22 protein-coding genes are annotated in these 26,082 nt (G+C 64.9%); 12 read left to right on the top strand and 10 right to left on the bottom strand.

Annotated features, from left to right (window positions below):
- The first annotated feature begins 5 nt into the window (after window positions 1–5).
- A complete protein-coding gene (locus tag AB6724_RS14465) occupies window positions 6–551 on the top strand; it encodes a gamma-glutamylcyclotransferase family protein (RefSeq protein WP_369339226.1) in 546 nt (181 codons plus the stop codon).
- On the opposite strand, the gene AB6724_RS14460 is transcribed toward AB6724_RS14465, so the two are convergent.
- The 5 genes from AB6724_RS14460 to AB6724_RS14440 form a co-directional block, all read right to left on the bottom strand.
- Window positions 548–1,039, bottom strand: coding sequence for a GNAT family N-acetyltransferase (locus tag AB6724_RS14460; protein WP_369339225.1), 492 nt, complete (start codon window positions 1,037–1,039; stop codon window positions 548–550). The two genes, AB6724_RS14465 and AB6724_RS14460, sit on opposite strands and share 4 nt — an antisense overlap.
- Window positions 1,040–1,047: 8 nt before the next feature.
- Window positions 1,048–2,790 carry an urease subunit alpha gene (gene ureC, locus AB6724_RS14455; RefSeq protein WP_369339224.1) on the bottom strand — a complete coding sequence of 581 codons (1,743 nt, stop codon included), beginning with the start codon at window positions 2,788–2,790 and terminating at the stop codon, window positions 1,048–1,050.
- Between the two features lies 1 nt (window position 2,791).
- Window positions 2,792–3,097 carry an urease subunit beta gene (locus tag AB6724_RS14450; RefSeq protein ID WP_369339223.1) on the bottom strand — a complete coding sequence of 102 codons (306 nt, stop codon included), beginning with the start codon at window positions 3,095–3,097 and terminating at the stop codon, window positions 2,792–2,794.
- 22 nt (window positions 3,098–3,119) lie between these two features.
- The gene (locus AB6724_RS14445) at window positions 3,120–3,737 is read right to left on the bottom strand and encodes a HupE/UreJ family protein (RefSeq protein ID WP_369339222.1); all 618 of its coding nucleotides are present in this window, start codon (window positions 3,735–3,737) and stop codon (window positions 3,120–3,122) included.
- Window positions 3,738–3,801: 64 nt separating this feature from the next.
- On the bottom strand, window positions 3,802–4,104 hold the full coding sequence (locus AB6724_RS14440) for an urease subunit gamma (protein ID WP_369339221.1): 303 nt from the start codon (window positions 4,102–4,104) through the stop codon (window positions 3,802–3,804).
- Window positions 4,105–4,721: 617 nt separating this feature from the next.
- Between AB6724_RS14440 and urtA the strand changes: the two genes are divergently transcribed.
- The 5 genes from urtA to urtE all read left to right on the top strand — a co-directional run bounded on the left by urtA (window position 4,722) and on the right by urtE (window position 10,761).
- Window positions 4,722–5,981: an urea ABC transporter substrate-binding protein gene (gene urtA / locus AB6724_RS14435; RefSeq protein WP_369339220.1), complete on the top strand. Its 1,260-nt coding sequence runs from the start codon at window positions 4,722–4,724 to the stop codon at window positions 5,979–5,981.
- Between the two features lie 204 nt (window positions 5,982–6,185).
- The gene (gene urtB / locus AB6724_RS14430; protein ID WP_369339219.1) at window positions 6,186–7,799 is read left to right on the top strand and encodes an urea ABC transporter permease subunit UrtB; all 1,614 of its coding nucleotides are present in this window, start codon (window positions 6,186–6,188) and stop codon (window positions 7,797–7,799) included.
- Between the two features lie 141 nt (window positions 7,800–7,940).
- Complete coding sequence (gene urtC / locus AB6724_RS14425) at window positions 7,941–9,143, top strand: urea ABC transporter permease subunit UrtC (protein WP_369339218.1); 1,203 nt, start codon at window positions 7,941–7,943, stop codon at window positions 9,141–9,143.
- Complete coding sequence (gene urtD, locus AB6724_RS14420) at window positions 9,140–10,015, top strand: urea ABC transporter ATP-binding protein UrtD (protein WP_369339217.1); 876 nt, start codon at window positions 9,140–9,142, stop codon at window positions 10,013–10,015. Before urtC ends, urtD begins: the two co-directional genes overlap by 4 nt.
- A 53-nt stretch (window positions 10,016–10,068) precedes the next feature.
- Window positions 10,069–10,761 (top strand): urea ABC transporter ATP-binding subunit UrtE, encoded by a 693-nt coding sequence (urtE, locus tag AB6724_RS14415; protein ID WP_369339216.1) that lies wholly within the window; start codon window positions 10,069–10,071, stop codon window positions 10,759–10,761.
- A 74-nt stretch (window positions 10,762–10,835) separates the two neighbouring features.
- On the opposite strand, the gene AB6724_RS14410 is transcribed toward urtE, so the two are convergent.
- Both AB6724_RS14410 and AB6724_RS14405 read right to left on the bottom strand, forming a co-directional pair.
- Entirely contained in the window at window positions 10,836–11,825 is a 990-nt protein-coding gene (locus AB6724_RS14410; protein WP_369339215.1) for a TauD/TfdA dioxygenase family protein, read from the bottom strand.
- Between the two features lie 27 nt (window positions 11,826–11,852).
- Window positions 11,853–12,920: a tripartite tricarboxylate transporter substrate binding protein gene (locus tag AB6724_RS14405; protein WP_369339214.1), complete on the bottom strand. Its 1,068-nt coding sequence runs from the start codon at window positions 12,918–12,920 to the stop codon at window positions 11,853–11,855.
- Between the two features lie 169 nt (window positions 12,921–13,089).
- Between AB6724_RS14405 and AB6724_RS14400 the strand changes: the two genes are divergently transcribed.
- Window positions 13,090–13,920: an urease accessory protein UreD gene (locus AB6724_RS14400; RefSeq protein WP_369339213.1), complete on the top strand. Its 831-nt coding sequence runs from the start codon at window positions 13,090–13,092 to the stop codon at window positions 13,918–13,920.
- Here the strand turns inward: AB6724_RS14400 and AB6724_RS14395 are convergent, their stop codons facing one another.
- Both AB6724_RS14395 and AB6724_RS14390 read right to left on the bottom strand, forming a co-directional pair.
- Entirely contained in the window at window positions 13,921–16,272 is a 2,352-nt protein-coding gene (locus AB6724_RS14395) for a cytochrome P450/oxidoreductase (RefSeq protein ID WP_369339212.1), read from the bottom strand.
- Window positions 16,273–16,375: 103 nt separating this feature from the next.
- A complete protein-coding gene (locus tag AB6724_RS14390; protein ID WP_369339211.1) occupies window positions 16,376–17,356 on the bottom strand; it encodes a Bug family tripartite tricarboxylate transporter substrate binding protein in 981 nt (326 codons plus the stop codon).
- Window positions 17,357–17,555: 199 nt separating this feature from the next.
- On the opposite strand from AB6724_RS14390, the gene AB6724_RS14385 reads away from it, so the two are divergent.
- The 4 genes from AB6724_RS14385 (at window position 17,556) to AB6724_RS14370 (ending at window position 21,820) form a co-directional block, all read left to right on the top strand.
- Window positions 17,556–18,431: an IclR family transcriptional regulator gene (locus AB6724_RS14385; protein ID WP_369339210.1), complete on the top strand. Its 876-nt coding sequence runs from the start codon at window positions 17,556–17,558 to the stop codon at window positions 18,429–18,431.
- 144 nt (window positions 18,432–18,575) lie between these two features.
- The gene (locus tag AB6724_RS14380) at window positions 18,576–19,865 is read left to right on the top strand and encodes a dicarboxylate/amino acid:cation symporter (protein WP_369339209.1); all 1,290 of its coding nucleotides are present in this window, start codon (window positions 18,576–18,578) and stop codon (window positions 19,863–19,865) included.
- Window positions 19,866–19,919: 54 nt separating this feature from the next.
- On the top strand, window positions 19,920–20,558 hold the full coding sequence (locus tag AB6724_RS14375) for a response regulator (RefSeq protein WP_369339208.1): 639 nt from the start codon (window positions 19,920–19,922) through the stop codon (window positions 20,556–20,558).
- A 161-nt stretch (window positions 20,559–20,719) separates the two neighbouring features.
- Window positions 20,720–21,820 (top strand): GGDEF domain-containing protein, encoded by a 1,101-nt coding sequence (locus AB6724_RS14370; protein ID WP_369339207.1) that lies wholly within the window; start codon window positions 20,720–20,722, stop codon window positions 21,818–21,820.
- A 55-nt stretch (window positions 21,821–21,875) separates the two neighbouring features.
- Here the strand turns inward: AB6724_RS14370 and AB6724_RS14365 are convergent, their stop codons facing one another.
- Window positions 21,876–24,527, bottom strand: a complete 2,652-nt coding sequence (locus AB6724_RS14365) for a hybrid sensor histidine kinase/response regulator (RefSeq protein WP_369339206.1) — start codon at window positions 24,525–24,527, stop codon at window positions 21,876–21,878.
- A 207-nt stretch (window positions 24,528–24,734) separates the two neighbouring features.
- On the opposite strand from AB6724_RS14365, the gene AB6724_RS14360 reads away from it, so the two are divergent.
- Complete coding sequence (locus AB6724_RS14360; RefSeq protein ID WP_369339205.1) at window positions 24,735–26,075, top strand: dicarboxylate/amino acid:cation symporter; 1,341 nt, start codon at window positions 24,735–24,737, stop codon at window positions 26,073–26,075.
- The last annotated feature ends 7 nt before the right edge of the window (window positions 26,076–26,082 follow it).

Genomic DNA, 26,082 nt, shown 5'->3' with positions numbered 1-26,082 from the left:
GCACTATGACAACTTCTCAGGACGCCTTTGTGGACTTGGTGGAAATGGGCGCGCCGACCTCTTCCCGCTACCCGGCTGCGGGCTGGCAGGCCTGTGGCGCCGCTTATGTGGCGGTGTACGGCACTTTGCGTGCGGGAGGCGTCAACGACATCGCAAGGCTCAGGCCCGGTATTGCCTGTGTTGGCAAGACCCGGCTCACAGGCACTTTGCACGACCTGGGCTGGTATCCAGGGCTCACCTTGCAGGGGACGCAAACCGTGCTGGCCGAGGTCTACCCCATGGACGATGCGCTGGAGCAATCCATGGACCGCATCGAAGGCCTGTGGCCCGAGGACCTGGGCGAATACCGCAAGCGGATTCTGAGCTTGCCGGTGATGCTGGCCTCCGGAGGCCAGCAGCCGGTCACGCTGCTGGTTTACGAAGCCCTGCCCGCCACCGTACGCAAGGCCCCGGAGATTTTGGCCAGCGACTGGCTGGAATGGTTTGAGGGTCAGGGGCGTCAACATCCGGGTACTGCGTTTCAGCTGAATGCGGAGCAGGGCAAGGGCTAGTCCTGCTTTTGCGAGTCGATGACCGGCACGGCACGGCTCATGAAGCAACTGTTGGGGTCAGGCCGATAGCTGCCAAAGGCTTCGCAAGCTGCAAAGCCATTGCGGGCATACAGACGGCGTGCCGGTGCAAAAAAATCCTCGGAACCGGTTTCCAGGCTGATCTGCCGGGCTGCGCTCTGCTGGGCTTGCCGCAGGACAAAATCCAGCAGCTGCTGGGCGACTCCTGCCCCGCGATAGTCGGCTTCCACACGCATGGTCTTGAGCTCCAGATGGGCGTCGTCCAGCTGCTTGAGAGCGCAGCTGCCCACCAGTACATCTCCGACCCACGCCGTCCAGAAGCGGATATCGGCCTGGCGCAATTGCTCCGCATCCAGCGCATGCACGCTCTCCGGCGGCGATATGCGGTGCATATCGTCCAGATGCGCCTGCAAGAACGCAATGACGCGAGGGTCGTCGGCAGGGTCCAGTACAAAGCGTAGTTCGAGCATCGCCGGCCTCAGAACAGGAAATAGCGTTGCGCCATGGGCAGGCTGGTGGCGGGCCCGCAGGTCAGCAAATCGCCATTGGCGCGTACCGCATAGGTCTGTGCATCGACCTCCATATGCGGCGTCAGGTCGTTGTGGATCATGTGCCGCTTCTGTACGCCCCGAATGCCCTTGACGGCCGACAGGGTCTTGGCCAGCCCGAAGCGCTGACCAATGCCGGCGGCCAGGCCGGCCTGCGAGACAAAGGTCAGCGAGGTCCTGGCGGTCGCGCCGCCAAAGCTCGCAAACATGGGCCGGTAATGCACGGGCTGGGGCGTGGGAATGGAGGCGTTTGGGTCGCCCATTGCCGCCATGGCAATGCTGCCGCCCTTCAAGATGCAAAACGGCTTGACGCCAAAGAAGGCGGGCTTCCAGATCACGATATCGGCCCACTTGCCTACCTCGAGGCTGCCGACCTCGTGGCTGATGCCGTGAGCAATCGCGGGGTTGATGGTGTACTTGGCGATATAGCGTTTGACGCGGAAATTGTCGTTGCGCGCGCCGTCGCCGCTCAGGGCGCCGCGCTGCAGCTTCATCTTGTGCGCGGTCTGCCAGGTGCGCAGAATCACCTCGCCCACGCGGCCCATGGCCTGGCTGTCGGAGCTGAACATGCTGATCGCGCCTATGTCGTGCAAGATGTCCTCGGCCGCAATCGTCTCCTTGCGGATGCGGCTTTCGGCAAAGGCCAGGTCCTCGGCAATCGACGCATGAAGGTGGTGGCAGACCATGAGCATGTCCACATGCTCGTCCAGCGTGTTGATGGTGTAGGGGCGCGTGGGATTGGTGGAGCTGGGCAGCACATTGGCCTCGCCCACCACCTTGAGGATGTCGGGCGCATGGCCGCCGCCCGCGCCTTCGGTGTGGAAGGTGTGGATGGTGCGGCCCTTGAAGGCGGCCACGGTGTCCTCGACGAAGCCGGATTCGTTGAGCGTGTCGGTATGGATGGCGACCTGGGTGTCGGTGGCCTCGGCCACCGTCAGGCAGTTGCCTATGGCTGCCGGCGTGCTGCCCCAGTCCTCGTGCAGCTTCAGGCCGATGGCGCCGGCGCTGATCTGCTCGTGCAGGCCGCCGGGTAGACTGGCGTTGCCCTTGCCCAGAAAGCCCAGATTCATGGGAAAGGCGTCGGCCGCCTGCAGCATGCGCTCCATATGCCAGGGGCCGGGCGTGCAGGTGGTGGCGAAGGTCCCGGTGGCCGGGCCCGTGCCGCCGCCGATCATGGTGGTCACGCCGCTGGTCAGCGCTTCCTCGATCTGCTGCGGCGCGATGAAGTGGATATGGGTGTCGATGCCGCCCGCGGTGACGATATTGCCCTCGCAGGAGATGATCTCGGTGCCGGGGCCGATGATGATGTCCACGCCCGGCTGGGTGTCGGGGTTGCCGGCCTTGCCTATGGCCGCAATGCGGCCGTCCTTGAGGCCGATGTCGGCCTTGACGATGCCCCAGTGATCGATGATGAGCGCATTGGTCAGCACCGTGTCCATGGCGCCGCCACCGGAGGGGCCCGTCCCGGTCCCGTCGCGTGTGCGCTGGCTTTGCGCCATGCCGTCGCGTATGGTCTTGCCGCCGCCGAACTTCACTTCCTCGCCATAGCCGCCCGCGGCCAGGGTGTAGTCTTTCTCGACCTCGACAATCAGTTCGGTATCGGCCAGGCGCAGGCGGTCGCCTAGCGTGGGGCCGAAGGTTTCGGCGTAAGCGCGCCGGTCCATTGTTGCCATGTCAGAGCGCTCCTTGGATCAGGCCGCGAAAGCCGTAGATCTGGCGATCGCCACCAATGTCCACCAGTTCCACCGTGCGCTGCTGGCCGGGCTCGAAGCGCACGGCCATGCCGCTGGCGATATTCAGCCGCATGCCGCGTGCTGCGGCGCGGTCGAAATCCAGTCCTGCATTGGTTTCGGCAAAGTGGTAATGCGAGCCGACCTGGATGGGGCGGTCGCTGGCGTTTCTCACCACCAGAGTGAGCGTGCGGCGGCCGGGATTGAGTTCATGTGCGCCTGGGTCAAGCAGGAGTTCACCGGGGATCATGGCGTGTCTTCCTTCCTCGCGTTCAGGCCAGCCGTGTCAGCATGAAGGCGCCCAGTGCCGCCGTGGCGGCCCCGCCCAGCTTGGCAATCCAGCGGTGGCGCTGCATGAGCGCATGGCCCAGCACCATGCCCGAGAGATGCAGGGTGGCGGAACCCAGGCCCATGCCCAGCAGCGCACCGATGGTGGCCATGCCCGTATCGCCGGCCAGCTCAAAGCCATGGGCTGCGCCATGGAAAAAGGCAAACACGCCCGCGAGGCCGGCGGCCGCGCCCCAGGGCATTCTTTGCTGTACCAGCACCAGCAGGCCCAGCACCAGCACCGAGGCCGCGATCATGGGCTCCACACCCGGCACCCAGATGCCGGAAAAACCCGCCAAGGCACCCACCAAAAGCAGCGCCACAAAGGCGGCGGGAGCCCTCCAGGCGGTACGCAGGCCGGGCATGGTCAAGGCGCTCCAGGCTCCCACGGCCAGCATGGCGGCCAGATGGTCGGCCCCGGTAAAGGGGTGGGCGAAGGCATGGCCCAGGCTGTCCAGGAAATGGTGATGGCCGCCGCCATCGGCGCCCACATGGGCCAGCGCGGACAGGGGCAGGGCTGTTGCAGCAGCGGCTGTGCTGGTGAGGAGTGTCTTGAATTTCATAGCTGTCTGCGCGGGATGGGGAAGGGCTTGAGGGCTGAAAGGCTTGAAATCGGTCGATGCGGATTCAGGCAATGGGTTCATGCACGGTCACCAGCTTGGTGCCGTCGGGAAAAGTGGCCTCGATCTGGATGTCGGGAATCATCTCGGGTATGCCCTCCATCACGTCGGCGCGGCTCAGCACGCTGCGGCCTTCGCTCATCAACTGGGCCACGGTCTTGCCGTCGCGTGCGCCCTCCATCACAAAGGCGCTGATCAGGGCCACGGCCTCGGGATAGTTGAGCTTGAGGCCGCGGGCCTTGCGCCGCTCGGCCAGCAGGGCGGCGGTGAAGATCAGCAGCTTGTCTTTTTCGCGCGGTGTGAGTTCCATGCCCTGTTATGTAGCAAGTGGCATGCCAATGGCAAGTTTTATTTGCCCACCGAGAAGCGTCCGGTTTCCGTCGATCCACACCTTTCTGGTGCATCGATGCCGTGGGCGTGCACCGAGACAGGTCTGCCTTCGGTGTGGAGATGCTTTCTGGTGCATTGCTGGTGCATTGCTGGTGCATTGCTGGTGCATTGCTGGTGCATTGCTGGTGCATTGCTGGTGCATTGCTGGTGCCGCGGCGATGCATGGAATGGCACGCACCTTGCTTTTCCGGTGCATGAACACAAGTGTCTTGAGCGCGGCATCTGAGCGCGGCATCTGAGGGCGGCATCTGAGGGCGGCCGCAAAGCTGGGCCTGCTGGCGCAGCTTGGCTCTCGCACCGAGGCGCGGGCCAGTTGGTACGAGGGCTTTGCTCTACCCAGCGACTTTGCCAAATATGCGCTGGGCACGCGCGAACTGGAGGCCAACATCTTCCGCCAGACCGAGCTGGGCCTCGGCAGAAGCATCATCGTCGCGGCACTTGTTCCGTGGTCATGCGGTCTGTAGAGCTCTGGCACGGTATTTGCACTTGAAGAGATGCGGTCAATGTGACCGAACCCAACCTCCCGGGAGTGCTGAAATGAATCGTCGCGGAACCCTCACAACACTGGCTGCATCCATGGCTCTGGGCCTGGGCTTGACTTCTCAGGTGCTGGCGGCAGACACCATCAAGGTCGGCGTGCTGCACAGCCTCTCGGGCACCATGGCCATCTCCGAGACCGTGCTCAAGGACACGGTGCTGATGGCCATCGACGACATCAACGCCAAGGGCGGCGTGCTGGGCAAGAAGCTCGAGCCCGTGGTGGTGGACCCGGCCTCCAACTGGCCGCTGTTCGCCGAGAAGGCCAAGCAGCTGCTCATGCAGGACAAGGTGGCCGTGGTCTTCGGCTGCTGGACCAGCGTCTCGCGCAAGTCGGTGCTGCCGGTGTTCGAGCAGAACAACGGCCTGCTGTTCTATCCCGTGCAGTACGAGGGCGAGGAGCTGTCCAAGAACGTCTTCTACACTGGCGCCGCGCCCAACCAGCAGGCGATTCCGGCCGTCGAATACCTGATAAGCAAGGAGGGCGGCGGTGCCAAGCGCTTCGTGCTGCTGGGCACGGACTACGTGTACCCGCGCACCACCAACAAGATTCTGCGCGCCTTCCTCAAGTCCAAGGGCGTGAAGGACGCCGACATCCTCGAGACCTACACGCCCTTCGGCCACAGCGACTACCAGACCATCGTGGCCGACATCAAGAAGTTCTCCACCGGCGGCAAGACGGCGGTGATCTCCACCATCAACGGCGACTCCAACGTGCCCTTCTACAAGGAGTTGGGCAATGCCGGCCTAAAGGCCAAGGATGTGCCGGTCGTGGCCTTCAGCGTGGGCGAGGAGGAGCTGCGCGGCGTGGATACCAAGCCCCTGGTTGGTCACCTGGCGGCCTGGAACTACTTCATGAGCGTGAAGAACCCGACCAACACGGCTTTCATCAAGCAGTGGGGCGATTACGCCAAGGCCAAGAACATTGCGGGCCACAAGGACAAGCCCCTGACCAACGACCCCATGGAGGCCACCTGGGTCGGCATCCATATGTGGAAGCAGGCCGTCGAAAAGGCCAAGAGCACGGATACCGACAAGGTGATCGCCGCCATGGCCGGCCAGACCTTTACCGCGCCCGATGGCTTCAGCGTGCAGATGGACGAGAAGAACCATCATCTGCACAAGCCCGTGATGGTGGGCGAGATCAAGGGCGACGGCCAGTTCAGCGTGGTCTGGAAGACCAAGGGCCCGATCAAGGCCCAGCCCTGGAGTCCTTACATCGATGGCAACGACAAGAAGAAGGACGAGCCTACGAAGTAAGGCTCCCCCTGAGGCGCTGCGCGCCTTCCCCCTCTCTCGCTTTGCTTCGCAATGCGGGAGGGGGACAACAGCCTCGCTATGGGGCGGCGGGGCCGCCTAGGCCCTTGCTTGCTGTTACTGGCTTGGATTGCGCCAGTTTGACGGGTTGGTATCCAAAACATAGCTGATGGCGCTTTCTGCTTAAGCGCTCGAATCGGATTCGATATGAAATTCACGCACAAGCCATGGGCATGGGTGGCGGTTGCCGGTCTCGGCGCCTTGCTGAGCTTTGCCAGCCACGCGCTGACGGCCGAGCAGGCCTATGCCATGGCCACGGGCGACGATTCCGAGCAGCGCGTGCAAGCTATCAATCAGGCCGTGCTGGATCCCGCAGTCCGCACCGATGGCGGTCGCCTGTCGGCCTTTCTCGGCGCACTCGCCAACGATGAAGTGCGCGTGTCCCAGGGCAAGGTCTATGTGATGAGCGGCGATGCGGTCACCGACCCGGTGACGGGCCAGGCGGCCAAGCTTCCGGCCGATGCCGAGGAGGTCGTCAGCAACAACTATCTGCGCTCCGTCATCGACACGGCGCAGGCCGCGCTGGCGCTTGACAGCGGCGATGTTCCGCAGCGCCGCTCGGCTGCAGAAAAACTGGCCGCAGAGCCCGATGCAGCGCGCCTACCTCTGATTGAAAAAGCGCTGGCCAGCGAAAAAGACGAACAGGTCAAAGCCCTGCTAGAGCGCAGCCGCGCTGCCAGCTTGCTGAGCAGCGAAGATGTGCAGCAGCGTCTGAAGGCGGTGGAGCAGCTTGCGCATCAGAAGACGCCCGATACCCAGCTGCTGCTGAATCAGCGTCTGTCCGAAGAGTCCGATCCCGGCGTGCAGAAAGCCATCAGGGCAGCGCTGGTCGGCATAGAGGAAAGCCTGGCCTGGGGCGATAGGATCGGTGCCGCCTTCAGTGGCATCAGCCTGGGCTCGGTGCTGTTGCTGGCAGCCCTGGGTCTGGCCATCACCTACGGGCTGATGGGCGTCATCAATATGGCCCATGGCGAGCTGATCATGATCGGCGCCTATGCGACCTATCTGGTGCAACTGATGTTCCAGCGCTGGATGTCCGAGGCCGCGTTCGGCTGGTATCTGGTGGTGGCGATTCCCGTGGCCTTCCTGGCTTCGGCGCTGGTCGGCGCGGTGCTGGAGCGCGGCGTGATCCGCTTTCTCTATGGCCGGCCGCTGGAGACCCTGCTCGCCACCTTCGGCATCAGCCTGGTGCTGCAGCAAACCGTGCGCAGCCTGTTCGGGGCGCAAAACGTGGGCGTGGAGAACCCCGCCTGGATGAGCGGCGGCATTGCGCTGCAGCCCAATCTCACGCTGCCTTACAACCGTATCGCCATCATCGTTTTTGCGTTCGCGGTGCTGGGTGCCGTGGCCTTCATGATCGCCAGAACGCGCCTGGGCCTGTTTGTGCGCGGCGTGACGCAGAACCGCGCCATGGCCTCCTGTGTGGGCGTCAACACCGCGCGCACCGACACCTATGCGTTTGCACTGGGCTCGGGCATTGCAGGCCTCGCGGGCTGTGCCTTGAGCCAGATCGGCAATGTGGGGCCGGATCTGGGCCAGAACTACATCGTTGACAGTTTCCTGGTGGTGGTGCTGGGCGGCGTGGGTCAGCTGGCCGGCACGGTCTATGCGGCGCTGGGCCTGGGCGTGCTCAGCAAGCTGCTCGAAGGCTGGACGGGCGCGGTGCTGGCCAAGATCGCCGTGCTGCTGTTCATCGTGGTCTTCATTCAAAAGCGTCCGCAAGGAATTTTTGCCTTGAAGGGCCGCAGTGCGGAAACATGAAACACCCCCTGAGTCGCTTCGCGCCTTCCCCCTGCAGGGGATGACACCCTCGGTGCGGGGCGGCCCTTGCTCGGTGTCTCGTACTTGGGCCGCGCCAGTTGCGCAGGCCATGTGTCTTGCTCGACATGAGAGAAAACTGACATGACAAGCCAATCCATACCCATCGAACTGCCCAAGCCCGTGCCGCTGCTACCAGCCAAGGGCTGGACGGTGTTTCTCATCGCGCTGATCGTGATCTGTGCCGTGGCGCCGACCCTCAATCTGTGGGTGGCCGAGGACAGTGCGCTGCACCTGTCCGACTACATGGTCGGTTTGCTGGGCAAGTTCATGTGCTACGCCATCTGCGCTCTGGCCATCGATCTGATCTGGGGCTATACGGGCATCCTGAGTCTCGGTCACGGCCTGTTCTTTGCACTGGGCGGCTATGTGATGGGCATGTACCTGATGCGCGAAGCCGCTGGTCCCGGCGCTCTGCCCGCTTTCATGGGGTTTCTGGACTGGAAGGAGCTGCCCTGGCACTGGGCGCTGTCGGGCAGCTTTGCCGCCACCGTGCTGCTGGTGTTTCTGGTGCCGGGCCTGATCGGCGGTTTGTTTGGTTATTTCGCCTTTCGCTCGCGCATCAAGGGCGTGTATTTCTCCATCATCACCCAGGCCCTGACCTATGCCGCCATGCTGCTGTTCTTCCGCAACGAGACCGGCTTTGGCGGCAACAACGGGTTCACGGGCTTCAAGACCCTGCTGGGGTTTTCCGTCAACTCGCAAGCCATGCATGTGCTGCTGTTCGCGCTGTCGGGGCTGGCGCTGCTGGGCTGCTTTCTGTTCTCGCGCTGGCTGATGCGCAGCAAGTACGGCCGCGTGCTGCAGGCCGTGCGCGACGCCGAATCGCGCACCATGTTCTGCGGCTATAACCCGCTGCCCTACAAGCTGTCGATCTGGGTCATCTCGGCCATGATGTGCGGCCTGGCGGGGGCGCTCTATGTGCCCCAGGTGGGCATCATCAACCCCAGCGAGATGAGCGTGGGCAATTCCATCGAAATGGCGGTGTGGACGGCCGTGGGCGGACGTGCCTCGCTGGTCGGCCCCATCATCGGCGCGTTTGCCGTCAATGGCGGCAAGAGCTGGCTCACCGTGGCCGCACCCGAATACTGGTTGTACGTGCTGGGTGCGCTGTTCATCGTCGTGACGCTGTTCATGCCGGGAGGGCTGATTCGCCTGCCGCAGCAGCTTCGCCAGTGGCGTGAGAAACGCAAGGCCCAGGCACCGTTGAACCAGACTGCCGCCGCAGCTGCCAAAGCTGCTGCCGAGCCGGCTTCTGCCGATGCCATCGAAGGAGTGCGCGCATGACCCCCGATCTGATGCAGGAAGGCGAGCAGCGCCTGGCTTCCTACCAGCAGCGCGAAGCCGCGCTGCGCACCGAATCCGGCGGCCGCAACGCCAGTCTGGCGCGCCCCGTGGTGACCGGTGAAGTGGATGTGACCCATGGCCGCATCCTCTATCTCGAAGACGTGCATGTGAGCTTCGACGGCTTCAAGGCCATCAATGGTCTGAGTCTCGATATCGCGCCCGGCGAGCTGCGCTGCATCATCGGCCCCAATGGCGCGGGCAAGACCACGATGATGGACCTTATCACGGGCAAGACCCGGCCCGACAGCGGCACGGTGTTCTTTGGCTCCACCATCGATCTGCTGCGCTACAAGGAGCCCGAGATCGCCGCCATGGGCATAGGCCGCAAGTTCCAGAAGCCCACGGTGTTCGAAGAGCTCAGCGTCTTCGAGAACCTGGAGCTGGCGCTCAAGACCCACAAGGGCATTGCCTCCTCCATGTGGTTCAAGCTCAGTGGCGCGCAAAAGGACCGCATTGCCGAGGTGCTGCACACCATTCATCTGGCGGGTAGCGTGACGCGGCAGGCGGGCCTGCTGAGCCACGGTCAGAAGCAGTGGCTGGAGATCGGCATGCTGCTGGTGCAGGAGCCCAGGCTGCTGCTGCTCGACGAGCCCGTGGCCGGCATGACCGACGAGGAAACCGTGCGCACGGCCGAGCTGTTCCTCACGCTCAAGGGCAGGCATTCGCTGATGGTGGTGGAGCACGACATGAGCTTCATCGACACCATCAGCGAGAAGGTTACGGTGCTCTGCGATGGCTCGGTACTGGCCGAGGGCACGCTGGCCGAGGTCCAGGCCGACGAGCGCGTGATCGAGGTGTATTTGGGACGCTAGTCATCAAACTTTATAGCTGCTTGCACTTGTTGCGTAAGCGTCAGAGGTTAAAAATGCTTAAAGTTCAGAACCTGCATCAGTACTACGGCGGCTCGCACATCCTGCGCGATGTGAACTTCACCGCCGAGATCGGCAAGGTCACGGTGCTGCTGGGCCGCAACGGCGTGGGCAAGACCACCTTGCTCAAAAGCCTGATGGGGCTGGTGCCCATCAGGAGCGGCGGCATTGAATGGCAGGGCCGGGATATCGCGCACAAGACGCCCTACGAGCGCGCGCGCAGCGGCATCGGCTATGTGCCCCAGGGCCGTGAAATCTTCTCGCGCCTGTCGGTCGAAGACAATCTGCGCATGGGCCTGGCGTATTGCTCGGCAGGCACCCGAATCCCGGGCGAGCTGTACGAGCTGTTTCCCGTGCTGGGGCAGATGCTGCACCGCCGCGGCGGCGATCTCTCGGGTGGTCAGCAGCAGCAGCTGGCCATCGCGCGTGCGCTGGCGCCCCAGCCCAAGATACTGATTCTGGATGAGCCTACCGAAGGTATACAGCCAAGCATCATCAAGGACATAGGCCGCGTGATCCGCATGCTGGCCAATCGCGGCGACATGGCCATCCTGCTGTGCGAGCAGTACTACGACTTTGCCGAGGAACTGGCCGACCGCTATGTGGTGATGGAGCGCGGCGAGGTGATCGCCACCGGGCCGGGCAGCGAGATGCGGCAGAAGAATGTGCGCGCACTGGTGGCGATCTGAGCGACGCCGAAAAAAAAGGTGCCGCAGGCGGCACCTCAAGCCCTCAGGCCATGCCCGGAGGACAACTCATTGCTTCAATAGGCGGCGCCGTGCGCGGCCAGCACCGGACTGCCCTGTATGGCGGTGGAGGCGCGACCGTCCGCGCCCTGGGGGACTTCGCCCACCAGCGTGGTGCGGTAGAGCTGGCGATCGAACTCCAGCGCAAAGATATCCTGCGGCGCCACATGGGCCGTGGAGCGGTTGTCCCAGAAGGCCAGCGAGCCGGGCTCCCACTTGAAGCGCACGGTGAATTCGCTGCTCACGGCATGCTCCCACAGCAGCTCCAGCAGCACGCGCGATTCGCGGGTGTTGAGTTCCACGATGGACTTGAGAAAGCCGGGACTGATGTAGAGCACCTTCTCGCCGCTCTCGGGATGAATGGTGACCAGCGGGTGTTCGCTGACCAGGGTGTTGTCGCGCACCAGGTTCAGATATTCCTGCGAGGCCGTGGATCCTTGCGGCGCGCTGAAGCGGTGCTCGCCGCGCAGGCCCTGCAAAAAGGCTTGCAGCGGTCTGGAGAGCGCTTTGTAGGCGGCGGCCAGATTGGTCCATTGCGTGTCGCCGCCATAGGGCGGAATCGTCACGCCGCGCAGAATCGAGGCCGCTGGCGGGTTGTGGGCGGCTGTCACATCGGCGTGCCAGCCGGTCCAGGGGCGTTGTTCGGCCTGGCCGCTGTGGCGGTTGGCCTTGCGGTGCTTGGCAATCGAATACAGCTCGGGAAAGCCTTCGACATGGCCGAAGACGGGGTGGCCGGGCGTCAGCTCGCCAAACTGGCGCGAGAAGGCGATCTGCTGCTCATGGCTGAGGTGCTGGTCGCGGAAGAAAACCACCTTCCAGCGCAGCAGGGCCGAGCGGATGGTGTGCACCTCGGCGGCACTCAGTGCCTGGCGCAGATTGACGCCGCTGATCAGCGCGCCGATATGTGCCGATTGCGGTGCAATCTGGATATGCGGAGTGATGTTCCGTGCGGAGCTCAGGCGCTCGTCCAGGCGCTGCAGTGGGGCGTGGGGCAGTGGCATGTTCATGAAGGGACTCCTGTGTGTGCGGCCGTCTTAGCGTGCGTTGGCCACACGCAAGCTGCTGGCCGGCAGCAGGCCCAGTTCGGTGAGAAGCGCATGGCTGCGTTCGACCTGGGCATGCAGTGCGCGAGCCGTGTCCTGCGGACCGAGGAAGATGGGTTCCCACTGGTTGAGCGCCACAAACTCCTTCCATTCCCGGGTTTCGGAAACCTTGCGCAGCGCGTTCACCCAGTACGCCTGTTGCGCGGCGCTGGCGCCGGGGGTCGTCATCACGCCCTGAAAGGAATCGCTGACATAGTCGATACCCTGCTCCTTCCAGGTGGGCGACTGGGCGAAAGCGCCTTCAAGCCGCTTGTCGGCCGCAATCGCCAGCACGCGCACGCGGCCCGACTGCAGATAAGGCAGCAGATTGGGCGTGGTGGCCGAGATCACATCGAGATGGCCTCCGGCCAGCGCCACCATGGATTCCGCCGAGGACTTGTAGGGAACGATTCGCAGCTTCTGGATATTCACGCCGCCCTGCTGCAAGGGCTGGGCCACGCCCAGATGGATGTGGTTGCCCAGGGTGGTGGCGATGCCTATCGAGTATTTTTCGGGGTCTTGGCGCAGCTGGGCGACCAGATCCTGGGCATTGCGCAGCGGCGAGTCGGCCCGCACCACCACGGTGGTGAACTCTCTGAACAGGGTCACCAGCGGTGTGCCCTTCTGCAGGTGCGCAGGCAGGGCGTTCTGTGCCAGGCTGTTGCCATAGCTGGTGCTCAGCGTCATCAGCGTATGCGCGTCGCCAGGGGGGCGGTGCAGCCCTTCGAGCGCGCCTATCGCATGCGCGCCGGACTTGTTGCTGACCACAAAGCCGGGGGTCTGGCCATCGCGGGCCAGCAGCTCAGTGAGCTTGCGGGCCGCAAGGTCGAGCGCGGCGCCGGCGCCACTGGGGACGATGAATTCGGTCGCTTTGCTGGGCTTCCATGCCGAGGCCGATGTGCCGCTGGTTTGCGCAGCGGCCGTGCCTGCCGCCATGGCGCAGCACACCAGCAGCATCGAGGCCAGCCAGGAGGGCTGGGGGCGATGAAAACCTGGATGATGGGCCTGATTGGCAGACATGAAAAAGCTCCTGAGTCCATTGCCATGCGCTTTGCCGGCATGGCGTGTGAGAGACTGTAGAAGCGCTGCTGCGAGGCAACAACGACCGATTTTTCATGAGTTAGTAAGCAAAAAAGCTGAGCTGCGTTGAAGCCAACGAGTGGCCGGCTTGAAGAGAGCGAAGACGAAGATGAGCTGGCATGCGCAACTGGCGCTGAACTATTCCCTGCAGGCGGACAAGACATCCGTGCATTTCACGCACGATGGGCCTTTGCGCGTGCTCAAAAGCCTGTATCCGGAAGGCCCGGCCATCTGCCATAACGTGCTCGTGCATCCGCCCGGCGGGCTGGTCGGCGGCGACGTGCTGGATATCGATGTGCGGGTGGCCGAGGGCGCACATGCGCTGCTCACCACGCCCGGGGCCACGCGCTTTTACAAAAGCAATGGCCAGCAGGCGCGGCAGAACACCAGGCTCAAGCTGGAGGCCGGCGCGCGGCTGGAGTGGCTACCGCTGGAGGCGATTGCCTATAACGCCTGCGATGCCGTGAACCGGCTGGAATTCGATCTGGCCGAAGGCGCGCAGATGATGGCCTGGGATGTGACGGCGCTGGGCTTGCCCCTGGCGAATCAGCCATACGAGGCCGGTGTTTTCGAGCAGCACATCGAATGGCCGGGGCGCTTTCTGGAGCGCGGGGTGGTCGATGCCCGGGATCGCCTGCTGCTCGATGGCGATCTGGGCCTGGCCGGGCGGCGTTGCCTGGCCAGCCTGATCTATGCAAGCGGCTCGCCGATGGCGCGCGCGCAGCGCGAGGCCTTGCTGGAAGGCGCGCACGGGCTGCTGGGAGAGGCCGCTCCGACGGTGTTGAGCGGGGTGACTTCTCCCAATGAAAACATGCTGGTTCTGCGCTGTGCATCAGCTGTGGTTGAGCCTGTGATGATGCTGTGTAAAACCCTGTGGATGCATTGGAGAAAAGAACTCTGGGGGCTGCAGGGCAGCCCCCCCAGAATCTGGTCCATGTGATCAAAGCGCCAGCACGATCCTCGACTCCCGGGTCTTGGCGCGCGAGCAGCAGCTCATCATCTTGGTGCAGGCCGCGCGCTCGGTCCGGGTCAGCACCATGTCGCGGTGGTCGATATCGCCTTCGAGCACCGGCACCTCGCAGGAGCCGCACAGGCCTTCGCGGCAGTCGCTCTCGATATCGATGTTGGCGCCGCGCAGCGCATCGAGCAGGGTCTCGTCATTGCGCACCTGCAGCGTGATGCCGGATTCGCGCAGCTCGACTTCAAAGCCATGCTCCTTGTCCGGGTCGAGCGCTCCCAGGGTGCTGGAGAAATGCTCCACGCGCAGGCTGTCCTCGGGCCAGTGCTGGCAGGCCTGGGCAAGGCCGTCGAGCATGCGCTGCGGACCGCAGGCATAGATCTGTGCGCCGGGCCTGACCTGGGCCAGCAGCGCCTGGTAGTCGGCTCGCCGGCCCTCCGCGCCCACATAGATCTGCAGACGCTCGCCATGCCGTGCCTGCAGTTCATTCCACAGCGCCATGCGCGCGCGCTGGCTGCCGCTGTAGTGAATTTCATAGGGGATGCCCAAGGCCTGGGCGCGCGCCGCCATGGCCGCAATCGGCGTGATGCCGATGCCGCCGGCGACAAGAATCAAGTGCTGCGCGCTTTCGCCGAGCTTGAAGTGATTGCGCGGGCCGCGCATCTGCACCTTCATCCCGGCCCGCAGCGATCCATGGATCCAGTCCGAACCGCCACGGCTGTGCTCTTCGCGCAGCACGGCGATCTCGTAGGTATCCGCTTGCTGCGGATCGCCGCATAGCGAGTACTGGCGCGAGATGCCCGTATCGCCGCAGTGCAGGTCGATGTGCGAGCCCGGGGTCCAGCGTGGCAGATCGCGTCCGTCGGGCGCCTTGAGTCGCACGCGCAGCACATCCTGCGCGATCAGCTCGGTGCTTTCCACCCGCATGGTGCGGCTGACGCCGCCTTGCGAGGATTCGCCGATGCGCACCGGCTGCTGCGCGGCCAGCACGGCGGGATTGGCGCGCTCGGGGTTGCGGCTCACGTCCCATTGCACCCACAGATGTTCGGGGCCGCGGAACGAGGTGTTGGGCACATAGGTGAAGCGTTGTTCTGCCAGTTGCATATGGGGCAGGCGGCGCGTGAATTCCTCGAGGAAGATCTGCATTTCCATGCGTGCCAGATTCTTGCCCATGCACTGGTGGGAGCCGTAGCCGAAGGTCAGGTGATCGCTGGCATTGTCGCGGTGGATGTCGAACAGGTCGGCATCGACGAAATGCTGCTCGTCGTGGTTGGCCGAAGAGGTGATGATGAGCAGCTTGCTGCCGGCTGGAATGGCCTGACCGCCGATCACCACATCCTTGGTAGCCAGTCGTCGCCAGGCCGCCACCGAGCCGTTGTGGCGCAGGCACTCCTCCACGGCGTTGGGGATGAGCGAGGGATCGGCGCAGATTTCCTGCCAGGCCTTGGGGTGCTGCAGCAGCAGCTTGATCGCGTTGGCCGAGGCGTTGGCCGTGGTCTCGTGCGCCGCGACGAGGCCGGCCATCATCATGGAGTGCAGATAGGAGTCGGTGACGACCTCTGGCAGCTCCTTCTGCTTGCGAATGCCGTATTGCATCCATCCTTCGGCGTCGGGGTCGGCGCGCATCTTGTCGAGAATCCGGCCCGCGTGCTGCCAGAAGTTCCCCACGGCATGGGCCACGGCCACCTGCTCCTCGGCCCGGGGGCGTCCCCAGGTGTTGACGGTGTGGGCAATGCTGTACCGGCGAAGCGTGTCCATATCATCGGCGGGCACGCCCAGGAAATGCATGGCCACCGTCAGCGGTACCTCCCACAGCATCTGATCGACCAGATCGGCGCGGCCGTCGTCGATGAAGCGGTCCACATACTCGCGGGCCAGCCGGCGCACCATGGGCTCGTGGTGCTTGAGTGCCTCGGGCGTGAAGGGCTGCATCAACGCACGCCGGCGCGGCATGTGGGCGGGCTCGTCCTCGTTGACCAGGGTGCGGTTCAGCGCAAAGCCGTAGCTGGCGAGCACGGCATTGGCCTCGTCGCCCGTGGGCGTGATCTTCTCCAGTGCGATCGAGGGGCTGAAGGTGAGGTTGTCGCGGAAGATGGCCTTGATGTCGTCGAAGCGCGTGACCACCCAGTAACCCAGCTGAGGGCTGTAGAACACCGGCTCCTGCTCGCGCGCCCAGCGCAGATATTCGGGCGGATCCTGCTGGTAGCCGTCGCCAAACGGGTCGAAGCCGGCCGCGCCATGGCTGACAGGGCAGCCTGTGGGGCCGCTCTGGCCGCTGGGTCTGGTGAACTGGCTGTGATCTATGGGGCAGCGGGCGGGGGGGGAAACGGTCATGGCTATCTCGCAAACGCAAAGAGGCAGGGGATGGCGTGCACCATCGGACGAGAACGCAGGGGCGGCCTGCCGCCAGCCCCTGCGGGGTAGATCAGCGGGGCAATCAGTCCAGCGTGATGTTCAGATCCTTGATCAGCTTGTGCCAGCGTGTGCTTTCGCTGTTGATCAAGGCCTGGAACTGCTCGGGCGTGTTGCCCACGGGCTCCACGCCAAAGTCGATGAGTTTTTGCCGGACGGCGGGCTCATTGATGGCGGCTACCACCTGCTTGTTCAGCGCAGCGACGACAGTGGCTGGCGTCTTGGCCGGGGCCACCATGCCGACCAGGGCCGCGGCCTGCACGTTGGGCAGGCCCAGTTCGCCGAAGGTGGGCACATCGGGCAGCTGGGGCAGGCGCGTGGCATTGGCCACGGCCAGCGGCCGCACCTTGCCGCCCTTGATGAAGCCGGCGCCGGCGGCCAGATCCACCATCATCACCGGCACCTGGCCGCCGGCCACATCGCCGAGCGCCGGCGCTGCGCCGCGGTAGGGCGCGTGGGAGAGCTTGAGGCCGGCCTCGGACCTCAGCAGTTCCATGGCCAGATGGTGCGGGCTGCCCGCGCCGGCCGAGGCGTAGTTGATGCCGTCCTTGCTGGCCTTGGCCTCGGCCAGGAACTCCTTGGCGGTCTTGGACTTCTCGCCCGGACCGGCGACCAGAATCATGGGGAAGCGGCCCATGAGCGTGACGGGCGTCAGATCCTTGCCGGGGTTGTAGCTCAGGCTCTTGTAGAGCACGGGGTTGAAGATCAGCGTGCCGTTGTCGGCCGAGAGCACGGTATAGCCGTCCGCGGCCGCGCGCGCGGTCTCCGATGCACCGATGGCCGTGTTGCCGCCCGGGCGGTTGTCCACCACGATGGGCTGGTGCACCTGGGCGCCCCAGGCCTGGCCTATGGTGCGGGCCAGAAAGTCCGAGCCGCCGCCGGCCGCGTAGGGCACGATCCAGCGCACGTTCTTGCCGGGGAACTTGTCCTGGGCCTGCGCGGGCGCGCCCGCCAGCCACAGCATGCTGGTGGCCAGGACCGAGGCGGTAAAAAGGCGTTTGTTCATCGAAGGTGTCTCCTTGGCGGGGGTGGTTTGCGGGTTTGCCGGGGTGTGGCCCCGGTCGGTTTCTCCGCTTTAATGCGGTGTATTGATTTGCGTAATTTTTATACGCATTGCGTAAATTTGAGCCAAGGGATTTCCATAGGCCGCCTGGAGCCCGTGATAGAACTGCCTTGCAGTGCAGCAGGGACAATTGCATACAGCTATGAAAATCGAGAGTAAGAAAAAGCCCGGGCCTCGGCCTGGCGCCGGAGATGCGGCGCAGCCACCGGAGTCCGGCGCCGAGGCCGGGCGCGAGCGCCGCCAGCGTGTGCAGGCGGCCGAGACCTGTCTGGCCGTGCTCAAGGCTCTGGCCGGGCTGGGCGGTCGCGCCAGCCTCACGGCCATAGGGGCGGCGGTGAATGAAAGTCCGGCCAAGGTGCACCGCTATCTGGCCAGCCTGATGGCCGAAGGTCTGGTCGAGCAGGACCGTGGCGGCACCCAGTACGCGCTGGGCAGCGAAGCCATACGCGTGGGTCTGGCGGCGATGCGCCAGAGCGACCCGATACGCGTGGCCGAACCGGCTCTCGTGCATCTGCGCGAGACCTTGCAGGTGACCAGCTTTGTGGCCGTCATGGGCAATCTGGGGCCGGTCATCGTGCGCTTCGAAGAGCCCAGTCTGCCCGTCACCGTCAATGTGCGCGTGGGCTCCGTCATGTCCATGCTGTGGTCGGCCACGGGGCGCGCCTTCTTTGCCTTCATGGACGACCGCCGCCAGGTGGATGCGCTGGCGCTGCAGGAGCTGGGTCAGGCCTCGGCGGCCCGGCGCGCGCTGCTGGACGACGAGGACCCTATGGGCCGCTTGCGGGCCGAGATCCGTGCCGCGGGCTGCGCGGCCATACGCGATACCAATCTGCCGGGCATCAGCGCCGTGGCGGCGCCGCTCTACGACTACACGGGCCATGTGGTGGGCGTGCTGTGCGCGCTGGGCGCCAGCGGCGGCTTCGATCCCGACCCGCGGGGGCCGATTGCGCTAGCCGTCTGCGCCGAGGCGCGCACCGTGAGCGCCAGCTTGGGCTATCGCGCGGCCGCCAGCCTGTAGCCGCAGACCCGCGCCAGCGCGGATAGGAGAGCGCCGCCCCTCGCATGGGCGGTTCGCTGACAAGCGCAATGGCAGTCGGCAACGCAACATCTCTCCAGGCAGCCGCCCACATCCATAGCCGGCGCTGCAGATTTGGAGGATCGCATGCAACCCGTCACTCCCGGCGCAGCGCCACAGCATCTGCCCTTCTACCGGCACCTCTATTTCCAGGTCGTCGTCGCCATTGTGATCGGCGCGCTGCTCGGCTATTTCGAGCCCGCGCTGGCCGCCAAGTTCAAGCCTCTGGGCGACGCTTTCATCAAGCTGGTCAAGATGATCATCGCGCCGGTGATCTTTCTGACCATAGTCACCGGGATTGCGGGCATGACCCATTTGCGCGTGGTGGGCCGGGTGTTCGTCAAGACCATGGTGTATTTCCTGTTCTTCTCCACGCTGGCGCTGGTGGTGGGGCTGGTGATCGCCAAGATCGTGGAGCCGGGCACGGGCATGCACATCAATGTGGCCGATCTGGATCAGGCGGCCGTGAAGGGCTATGTCGCCCAGTCGCACGAGATGACCCTGATCGGCTTTCTGATGGACGTGATTCCCAAGACCCTGGTCAGTCCGCTGGTGGGCGACAACATTCTGCAGGTGCTGTTCGTGGCCGTGCTGTTCGGCATTGCGCTGGCTATGGTGGGCGAGGCGGGCAAGCCCATTCTGAACTTTCTCGAAGCGCTCACGGCCCCGGTGTTCAAGCTGGTGAGCATTCTGATGAAGGCCGCGCCCCTGGGGGCGTTTGGCGCGATCGCCTTCACCATAGGCAAGTTCGGCATCGAGTCCCTGGTCAATCTGGCCTGGCTGGTGGGCACTTTCTACATCACCTCGCTGGTCTTCGTGCTGGTGATTCTGGGGGCCATGGCGCATATCTGCGGCTTTTCCATCTTCAAGCTGATCCGCTATCTCCGCGCCGAGCTGCTGCTGGTGCTGGGTACCTCGTCCTCGGAATCGGCCCTGCCGTCGCTGATGCACAAGATGGAGCATGCGGGCTGCAGCAAGTCCGTGGTGGGCCTGGTCGTTCCCACCGGCTACTCGTTCAATCTGGACGGCACCAACATCTATATGACGCTGGCCTCGCTGTTCATCGCCCAGGCCACCGACACCCATCTGACACTGGGCAATGAGCTGGCCCTGCTGCTGGTGGCCATGCTCAGCTCCAAGGGTGCGGCGGGCGTGACGGGCGCGGGCTTCATCACCCTGGCCGCCACGCTGGCCGTGGTGCCCGAGATTCCGATCGCCGGCATGGCGCTGATCCTGGGTGTGGACCGCTTCATGAGCGAATGCCGCTCCCTGACCAATTTCATGGGCAATGCGGTTGCCACCGTGGTGGTCTCGCGCTGGGAGAACGCGCTGGACTACGACAAGCTCTATGCGGCCCTGCACGGCGACGACGACTGAGCCGCATAGGCCCAGCCGGGCCGGGTGAAGGCCCGACGTGGCAGACTGGCGAGCATGTCAGAGCCCACCTTACTTGTTGCCGATGATCACCCGCTGTTTCGCGCAGCGCTGATCCAGGTGCTGCATGAAAGCTTTCCGCAATACAGAATTCTGGAAGCCGCCAGTGCCCAGACGGTGGGCACGGCCATGCAGGAGCATCCCGAAATCGAGCTGGTGCTGCTGGATCTGACCATGCCGGGCGCACGCGGCTTCTCTTCGCTGCTGCATCTGCGCGGCGAATATCCGCAAGTGCCCGTGGTCGTGATTTCCTCCAACGATGATCCGCGGGTGATCCGCCGGGCCCACCAGTTTGGCGCCTCGGGCTTTATCTCCAAGTCGGCCTCGGCCCAGGACATGGGCCTGGCCATGTCCGCGGTTCTGGATGGCGACAACTGGTTCCCGGCCATGGCGCCGGAGCGCTCGGAGGCCGATGCCGCGCTGGCGGCCAAGCTGGCCCAGCTCACGCCCCAGCAGTTCCGGGTGTTGCTGTGCCTGGCCGACGGACTGCTGAACAAACAGATTGCCCACGAGCTGGGGCTGGCCGAAAACACCGTGAAGGTGCATGTGACGGCGATCCTCAAAAAGCTGGAGTGCTACAGCCGCACCCAGGCGGCGGTACTGGTCAAGAGCCTGGAGAACGGGCATGAACTCTGATGGCAGCTGGCGTCGCCGCCAATAGGCCGGCAGGGGTGGCGGTGACACAATAAGACACATTTTTTGCCCGCCACCGGATCACCTGTGCAATGACGCAGTCGAATGCACCTTCGCAACAAGCGCGAGCTCACCTGCTGTGGGGGCCCGAGGTCTCTTCCCTGTTGCATACAGACGCTGCGCAGTTCGAGCGCTGGCGCAAGCGTACCTGGCAGCTGCATATCTCCGTGATGCTCAGCCATGTCTACGCATTTGCGCTGTTTCTCGGGCATTGCTGGGCCGGCTATGCGGACTGGAGCGCCGTGCTCTGGTACGGGCTGTGGGTGGTCGCAGGCATGGGCTTCATCACCTGGGCCTATGCCAGCGGCTGGAGCCAGACCCGGCGCGATCCCGGGCTGTTCCTCATGCACCAGCTGCTGTCCATCAGCGCCGTGCTGGGCCTGCTGCTGGCCCAGCCTCAGGTGGCGTTCCAGGCCATGGTGATGCTGCTGGCTTTCAGTGCCGATGGATTCCTGGCTCGTCGGCGCACCAGCTTCTGGATGACCTGGAGCGGCACTCTGGTGGCGGTGGCCGTGATCATCTATCTGAAGGGGCCGCAGATGCGCATGACCACCGACACCCTGGCCGGTCAGCTGCTGGCCTTTGCCGTCATGGTGGGCGGCGTGTTCCGCTGCAGCCTGCTGGTCACCTATTTCCGCGGCATGCAGTACCGGCTGCGCGCGGCCCACGACAAGCTGGCCGAGGCCCTGGCGCAGATCGAGGAGCTGGTCCGCTTCGACGAGCTGACCGGAGTGGCCAACCGCAAGGGGGTGACGGAGAGGCTGCACCAGTGCATCGAGGCCGCGGCGCGCCATGGGCGTCCGCTGTGCGTGGGCCTGCTGGACATCGATCACTTCAAGCAGATCAACGATCGCTACGGCCATGATGGCGGCGATGCGGTGCTGAGAGCTTTCGGCCGGCTGCTGTTCACGCAGATCCGGGCCAGCGACTGCGCCGGGCGCTATGGCGGCGAGGAGTTCCTGCTGATAATGCCCGATACCGAACTGCATCAGGCCCAGGTGCTGCTGGAGCGCATACGCCAGCAGACGGCCTTGCTGCGGGTGCATGCCGATATCCAGATCAGCTGCACCGTGGGCGTGAGCCAGTACCGGCCCGGAGAGCCGGGCGAGGCCATGGTTTCGCGTGCCGATGCGGCGATGTATGCGGGCAAGGCCTCGGGCCGCAACCGCGTGGTGCTGGATCGCGGCTCATCGGAGGCGGCCTAGGCGACATCGAGATCGGGGCCGCCGGAGCCCGCGCATGTTCGCCCGCGCCCTGACCTCAATGCGGCTCGCTTCGGGGCTGGCGCAACAGGATCTGGCTCATCAGCGCGCGCAGCGCCGGCGGCCGCACGGGCTTGGCCAGGAAGCCCCAGCCGCGCTCGGCGGCCTGGCGGCGCAAGGTGCTGTCGCCCTCGGCCGTCAGCAGTATGACCGGCGGTGTCTGTCCCCAGCGCTCGCACAGCACGGCGTAGATGTCGGGGCCGTAAAGCTGGCCCAAATGCACGTCCAGCAGCACCAGCTGCGGTGCGTTGCCGGGCGCAGCCAGGGCCAGGGCTTCGGGCGCGCCTCCGGCAAACGGCACCCGGCAGCCCCAGCGCTGCAGCAGAGTGCAGGTGGCGGCGCGGGTGGGCGGGTCGTCTTCCACATACCAGACGCTGCCGCCTTGCAGCGGCCCGGCGTCTGCGGTGACGGCATCGGCGGCCTGGGGAGGGGGGGCGATGGCCTGGGCGTCGCCCAGCGGCACGCTGACCCAGAAAACGCTGCCTCGGCCCAGCTGGGAGCGCAGCCCGATCTCATGGCCGAGCAGCTTGCCCAGGCGCTCCACGATGGCCAGGCCCAGGCCGGTGCCGCGGTCGTCGGCATGGCCCTCGTCCAGGCGGCGGAACTCCTCGAAGATTTCCTTTTGCAGGCTCTCCGGAATCCCCGGGCCCTGGTCGTGCACCTCGATGCGCAGCTGCCCACCCATGCGGCGGCAGCCCACGACGATGCGGCCCTTGCGCGTGTAGCGTATGGCGTTGGAGACAAAGTTCTGCAGAATGCGGCGCAGCAGCGCTTCGTCGCTGCGCACCACGGCGCGCGTGGGCAGGCAGCGCAGCTTGAGGCCTTCGCTCTCGGCCTGCATGCCGAAATTGTTCTGCACCACCTCCAGCAGGGCGTTGAGGGGAAAGTCGCGCACATGCGTCTCCAGCTGGCCCGACTCCATGCGCGCAATGTCGAGCAGGCTGGTGAGTATGGCGTCCTGCGAAGCCAGCGCCTGGTCGATGCTGTGGGCCACCTGGCGTCCCGCCGCGTCGTGCAGATGCGCGGGCAGCAGGCTGCTGTACATGCGTGCCGCATTCAGCGGCTGCAGCAGGTCGTGCACGGCGGCGGCCACGAAGCGCGTCTTGTAGCGGTTGGCGCGCTCGGCCTCACGCCTGGCGGCATCCAGGTCGCGGGTGCGCTCCGCGATGCGCTGCTCCAGCGCATCGGCCAGAGAGCGCAGCTCCCGCGCCGCATTCTTGTAGCTGGTGATGTCGGCATAGCTGGTGACAAAGCCGCCGTCGGGCAGCGGATTGCCGCGGATTTCCAGCACCGTGCCGTCGCCCTTGGCGCTTTCATGCAGATGGGGGGTGCCGCTGCGCAGATGCTGCAGGCGCCGCGCAATCGCTTCCTCGACATCGGCCTTGCCCAGCAGGCCGCGGCGCGCATTGTGGCGCAGCAGGCTCTCTATGGGCTGGCCCACGCGCATCAGCTCCGCCGGATAGCGGAACAGTTCGACATAGCGCGAGTTCCAGGCCACGAGCCGCAGCTGCTCGTCTATCACCACCACGCCCTGCGGCAGATGCTGCAGGCTGCGCGAGAGCCCGGTGTCGGCACGCTTGGCGGCCTGGACTATGCCGTCCTGCGCGGTGCGCAGCTCCTGCGCATGCTGGTGCAGCACGGTCTCCAGCTCCTGGCGGCTGCGCTGGCGCAACGCCGCCATGCGTTGCCGCTGGCGCACGAACAGCACCAGCAGCGACAGCGCCAGCCACAGGCCGGCGGAGGCCAGGGCGGCCCAGCGGCTCGCGGCCAGGCTGTTTTCCGTGTTGTGCAGCAGGTGCAGCTGCCATTGCAGCTCCGGCAGCTGCAGGCTTTGCCAGAGCACGGGTTTGCCAAGCCGAGGCTCGCTGAAGCTGGCCAGCAGGCCGCCCGCGCCGGTGTGCTTGTCCACGCGGTAGTTCAGCGGCCGCAGATGCTGGTTGGCGTACTGGCGCGTGGCCTCGAGCTCCAGCCGGTCGTCCTCGCTCAGCGGAGTCAGCAGCCGGTAGCGCCAGTCGTCGCTGCTGGCCAGAAAGACCACGCCGCGCGAATCCGAGGCCAGCACGATGTCGGGCGACAGCTGCCATTCGCTCTCCAGCTCATGCAGAGCGATCTTGATGGCGATCAGCCCGATCGCCGAGCCGTCGTCCGCAAAGATCGCCCGCGAAAGAAAATAGCCCGCGACGCCCGTGGTCATGCCTATGCCGTAGAAGCGGCCGCTGCCCATGGCCAGGGCCTGCTGCACATAGGGGCGAAAGCTGTAGTCCTCGCCGACGTTGCTGTGCGCGTCGCGCCAGTTGCTGGCAGCGATGGCCTTGCCCTGAAGATTGATCAGCGTCAGCGTCGATGCCTCGCTGGCACCGTTGGCCTGCTCCAGCTTGCGGTTGAGCTGGTCGACCTCGGCGCGGCTCAGCGGATGGCTCAGCGCGGCCTTGAGCCGATCGTCGAGCGCCAGGACCTCGGGCAGGGTGCGGTAGCGGTCTATGCGCTGCACCAGGGCCTGGGCGTAGAGGCTGAGCTGGCGCTGCACGCTGCGGTTTTCCTCGAGCAAGGAGGTACGTAGCGCGATCTGGCTGGCCACCAGCATGCTCGCCACCGTGCCCAGCAGGATGACGAGCACGGTCCAGAGCAGTCGGTGACGGAAGAAGCGCATGGACAAGGCTTGAAAATAGGAAAACGATGTTGCGGAAGAGAGTGTAGGTTCTAGGTGATTTCCCTAGGTGAGGCCGATCTTCCCCAGGGAGCGGCCGGCATCTAATACCAATAGGTTATCGGCGCCAAAACAGGGCAGCGGTACAAACGGAAACAACACGGCGCACCTCAGTGGTGCGTTTTCTTTTTTGTTCTCCGGAGACGCAGCGTGCAAGCCCTGCCCACAGCAAACGCTCAACCCGAGCATCTGCCTTTTTATCGCCAACTCTACTTCCAGGTAGTGTGTGCCATCATTCTGGGCGTGATACTGGGCCATTTCGAGCCCCAGTACGGCGCGGCGCTCAAGCCCCTGGGCGATGCCTTCATCAAGCTGGTGAAGATGGTCATCGCTCCCGTGATCTTCCTGACCATCGTGACCGGCATTGCGGGCATGACCCATTTGCGTGCCGTGGGCCGCGTGTTCGTCAAGGCCATGGCCTACTTCCTGACCTTCTCGACGCTGGCGCTGATCGTGGGCCTGATCGTGGCCAATGTGATGCAGCCCGGTGCCGGCATGCACATCAACCCGGCCGACCTGGACCAGAAGGAAGTCAATTCCTATGTGGCCAAGACGCATGACCTGACCATCGTCGGCTTTGCGATGGACATCATTCCCAAGACGCTGATGAGCCCCTTCGTGGGCGACAACATCCTGCAGGTGCTGTTCGTGGCCGTGCTGTTCGGCGTGTCCCTGGCCATGGTGGGTGAGCGCGGCAAGCCGGTGCTGAACTTCCTCGAGTCGCTCACCGCTCCCGTGTTCCAGCTGGTGAACATCGTGATGAAGGCCGCTCCCATCGGCGCGTTCGGCGCCATCGCCTTCACCATCGGCAAGTTCGGCCTGGGCTCGCTGCTGAACCTGGCCGAGCTGGTCGCCACCTTCTACATCACCTCACTGCTGTTCGTGCTGGTGGTGCTGGGCCTGGTGGCCCGCGTGTGCGGCTTCTCCGTGGTCAAGCTGATTCGCTACCTGAAGGCCGAGCTGCTGCTGGTGCTGGGCACTTCCTCCTCGGAGTCCGCTCTGCCGTCGCTGATGCACAAGATGGAAAAAGCCGGCTGCAGCAAGTCCGTCGTGGGCCTGGTCGTGCCCACCGGCTACTCGTTCAACCTGGACGGCACCAACATCTATATGACGCTGGCCGCGCTGTTCATTGCCCAGGCCACCGATACCCACCTGACCCTGGGTCACCAGATTGCCCTGCTGCTGGTCGCCATGCTGAGCTCCAAGGGTGCGGCGGGCGTGACGGGCGCCGGCTTCATCACCCTGGCCGCCACCCTGGCCGTGGTGCCCGAAGTGCCGGTGGCCGGCATGGCGCTGATTCTGGGCGTGGACCGCTTCATGTCCGAATGCCGTTCGCTGACCAATTTCGTCGGCAACGCCGTGGCCACCGTGGTGGTGTCGCGCTGGGAAAATGCGCTGGACTACAACAAGCTGAACGCCGCGCTGGAGGGCAATCCGGCACCTGTCGAGACGGTTGAGACAACCGAGACGGCCGCTCCGGTTCGCGCCTGATCTGGCG

Source organism: Comamonas guangdongensis (assembly GCF_041079535.1).
In the GTDB taxonomy this organism is placed as follows: Bacteria; Pseudomonadota; Gammaproteobacteria; order Burkholderiales; family Burkholderiaceae_C; genus Comamonas; species Comamonas guangdongensis.
The sequence above is the reverse complement of the archived record's forward strand: the minus strand, read 5'-3'. Positions and strand labels throughout refer to the sequence as shown.

What these genes read in the sequence shown, in the direction of transcription:
- urtC (WP_369339218.1), top strand. Translation starts at nt 7,941, where the DNA reads ATGACAAGCCAATCCATACCCATCGAACTGCCCAAGCCCGTGCCGCTG.
- urtE (WP_369339216.1), top strand. Translation starts at nt 10,069, where the DNA reads ATGCTTAAAGTTCAGAACCTGCATCAGTACTACGGCGGCTCGCACATC.
- urtA (WP_369339220.1), top strand. Translation starts at nt 4,722, where the DNA reads ATGAATCGTCGCGGAACCCTCACAACACTGGCTGCATCCATGGCTCTG.
- AB6724_RS14405 (WP_369339214.1), bottom strand. Translation starts at nt 12,920, where the DNA reads ATGTCTGCCAATCAGGCCCATCATCCAGGTTTTCATCGCCCCCAGCCC.
- AB6724_RS14445 (WP_369339222.1), bottom strand. Translation starts at nt 3,737, where the DNA reads ATGAAATTCAAGACACTCCTCACCAGCACAGCCGCTGCTGCAACAGCC.
- AB6724_RS14390 (WP_369339211.1), bottom strand. Translation starts at nt 17,356, where the DNA reads ATGAACAAACGCCTTTTTACCGCCTCGGTCCTGGCCACCAGCATGCTG.
- AB6724_RS14395 (WP_369339212.1), bottom strand. Translation starts at nt 16,272, where the DNA reads ATGACCGTTTCCCCCCCCGCCCGCTGCCCCATAGATCACAGCCAGTTC.
- AB6724_RS14440 (WP_369339221.1), bottom strand. Translation starts at nt 4,104, where the DNA reads ATGGAACTCACACCGCGCGAAAAAGACAAGCTGCTGATCTTCACCGCC.
- AB6724_RS14385 (WP_369339210.1), top strand. Translation starts at nt 17,556, where the DNA reads ATGAAAATCGAGAGTAAGAAAAAGCCCGGGCCTCGGCCTGGCGCCGGA.
- AB6724_RS14365 (WP_369339206.1), bottom strand. Translation starts at nt 24,527, where the DNA reads ATGCGCTTCTTCCGTCACCGACTGCTCTGGACCGTGCTCGTCATCCTG.
- ureC (WP_369339224.1), bottom strand. Translation starts at nt 2,790, where the DNA reads ATGGCAACAATGGACCGGCGCGCTTACGCCGAAACCTTCGGCCCCACG.
- AB6724_RS14400 (WP_369339213.1), top strand. Translation starts at nt 13,090, where the DNA reads ATGAGCTGGCATGCGCAACTGGCGCTGAACTATTCCCTGCAGGCGGAC.
- AB6724_RS14465 (WP_369339226.1), top strand. Translation starts at nt 6, where the DNA reads ATGACAACTTCTCAGGACGCCTTTGTGGACTTGGTGGAAATGGGCGCG.
- urtD (WP_369339217.1), top strand. Translation starts at nt 9,140, where the DNA reads ATGACCCCCGATCTGATGCAGGAAGGCGAGCAGCGCCTGGCTTCCTAC.
- AB6724_RS14375 (WP_369339208.1), top strand. Translation starts at nt 19,920, where the DNA reads ATGTCAGAGCCCACCTTACTTGTTGCCGATGATCACCCGCTGTTTCGC.
- urtB (WP_369339219.1), top strand. Translation starts at nt 6,186, where the DNA reads ATGAAATTCACGCACAAGCCATGGGCATGGGTGGCGGTTGCCGGTCTC.
- AB6724_RS14380 (WP_369339209.1), top strand. Translation starts at nt 18,576, where the DNA reads ATGCAACCCGTCACTCCCGGCGCAGCGCCACAGCATCTGCCCTTCTAC.
- AB6724_RS14460 (WP_369339225.1), bottom strand. Translation starts at nt 1,039, where the DNA reads ATGCTCGAACTACGCTTTGTACTGGACCCTGCCGACGACCCTCGCGTC.
- AB6724_RS14410 (WP_369339215.1), bottom strand. Translation starts at nt 11,825, where the DNA reads ATGAACATGCCACTGCCCCACGCCCCACTGCAGCGCCTGGACGAGCGC.
- AB6724_RS14450 (WP_369339223.1), bottom strand. Translation starts at nt 3,097, where the DNA reads ATGATCCCCGGTGAACTCCTGCTTGACCCAGGCGCACATGAACTCAAT.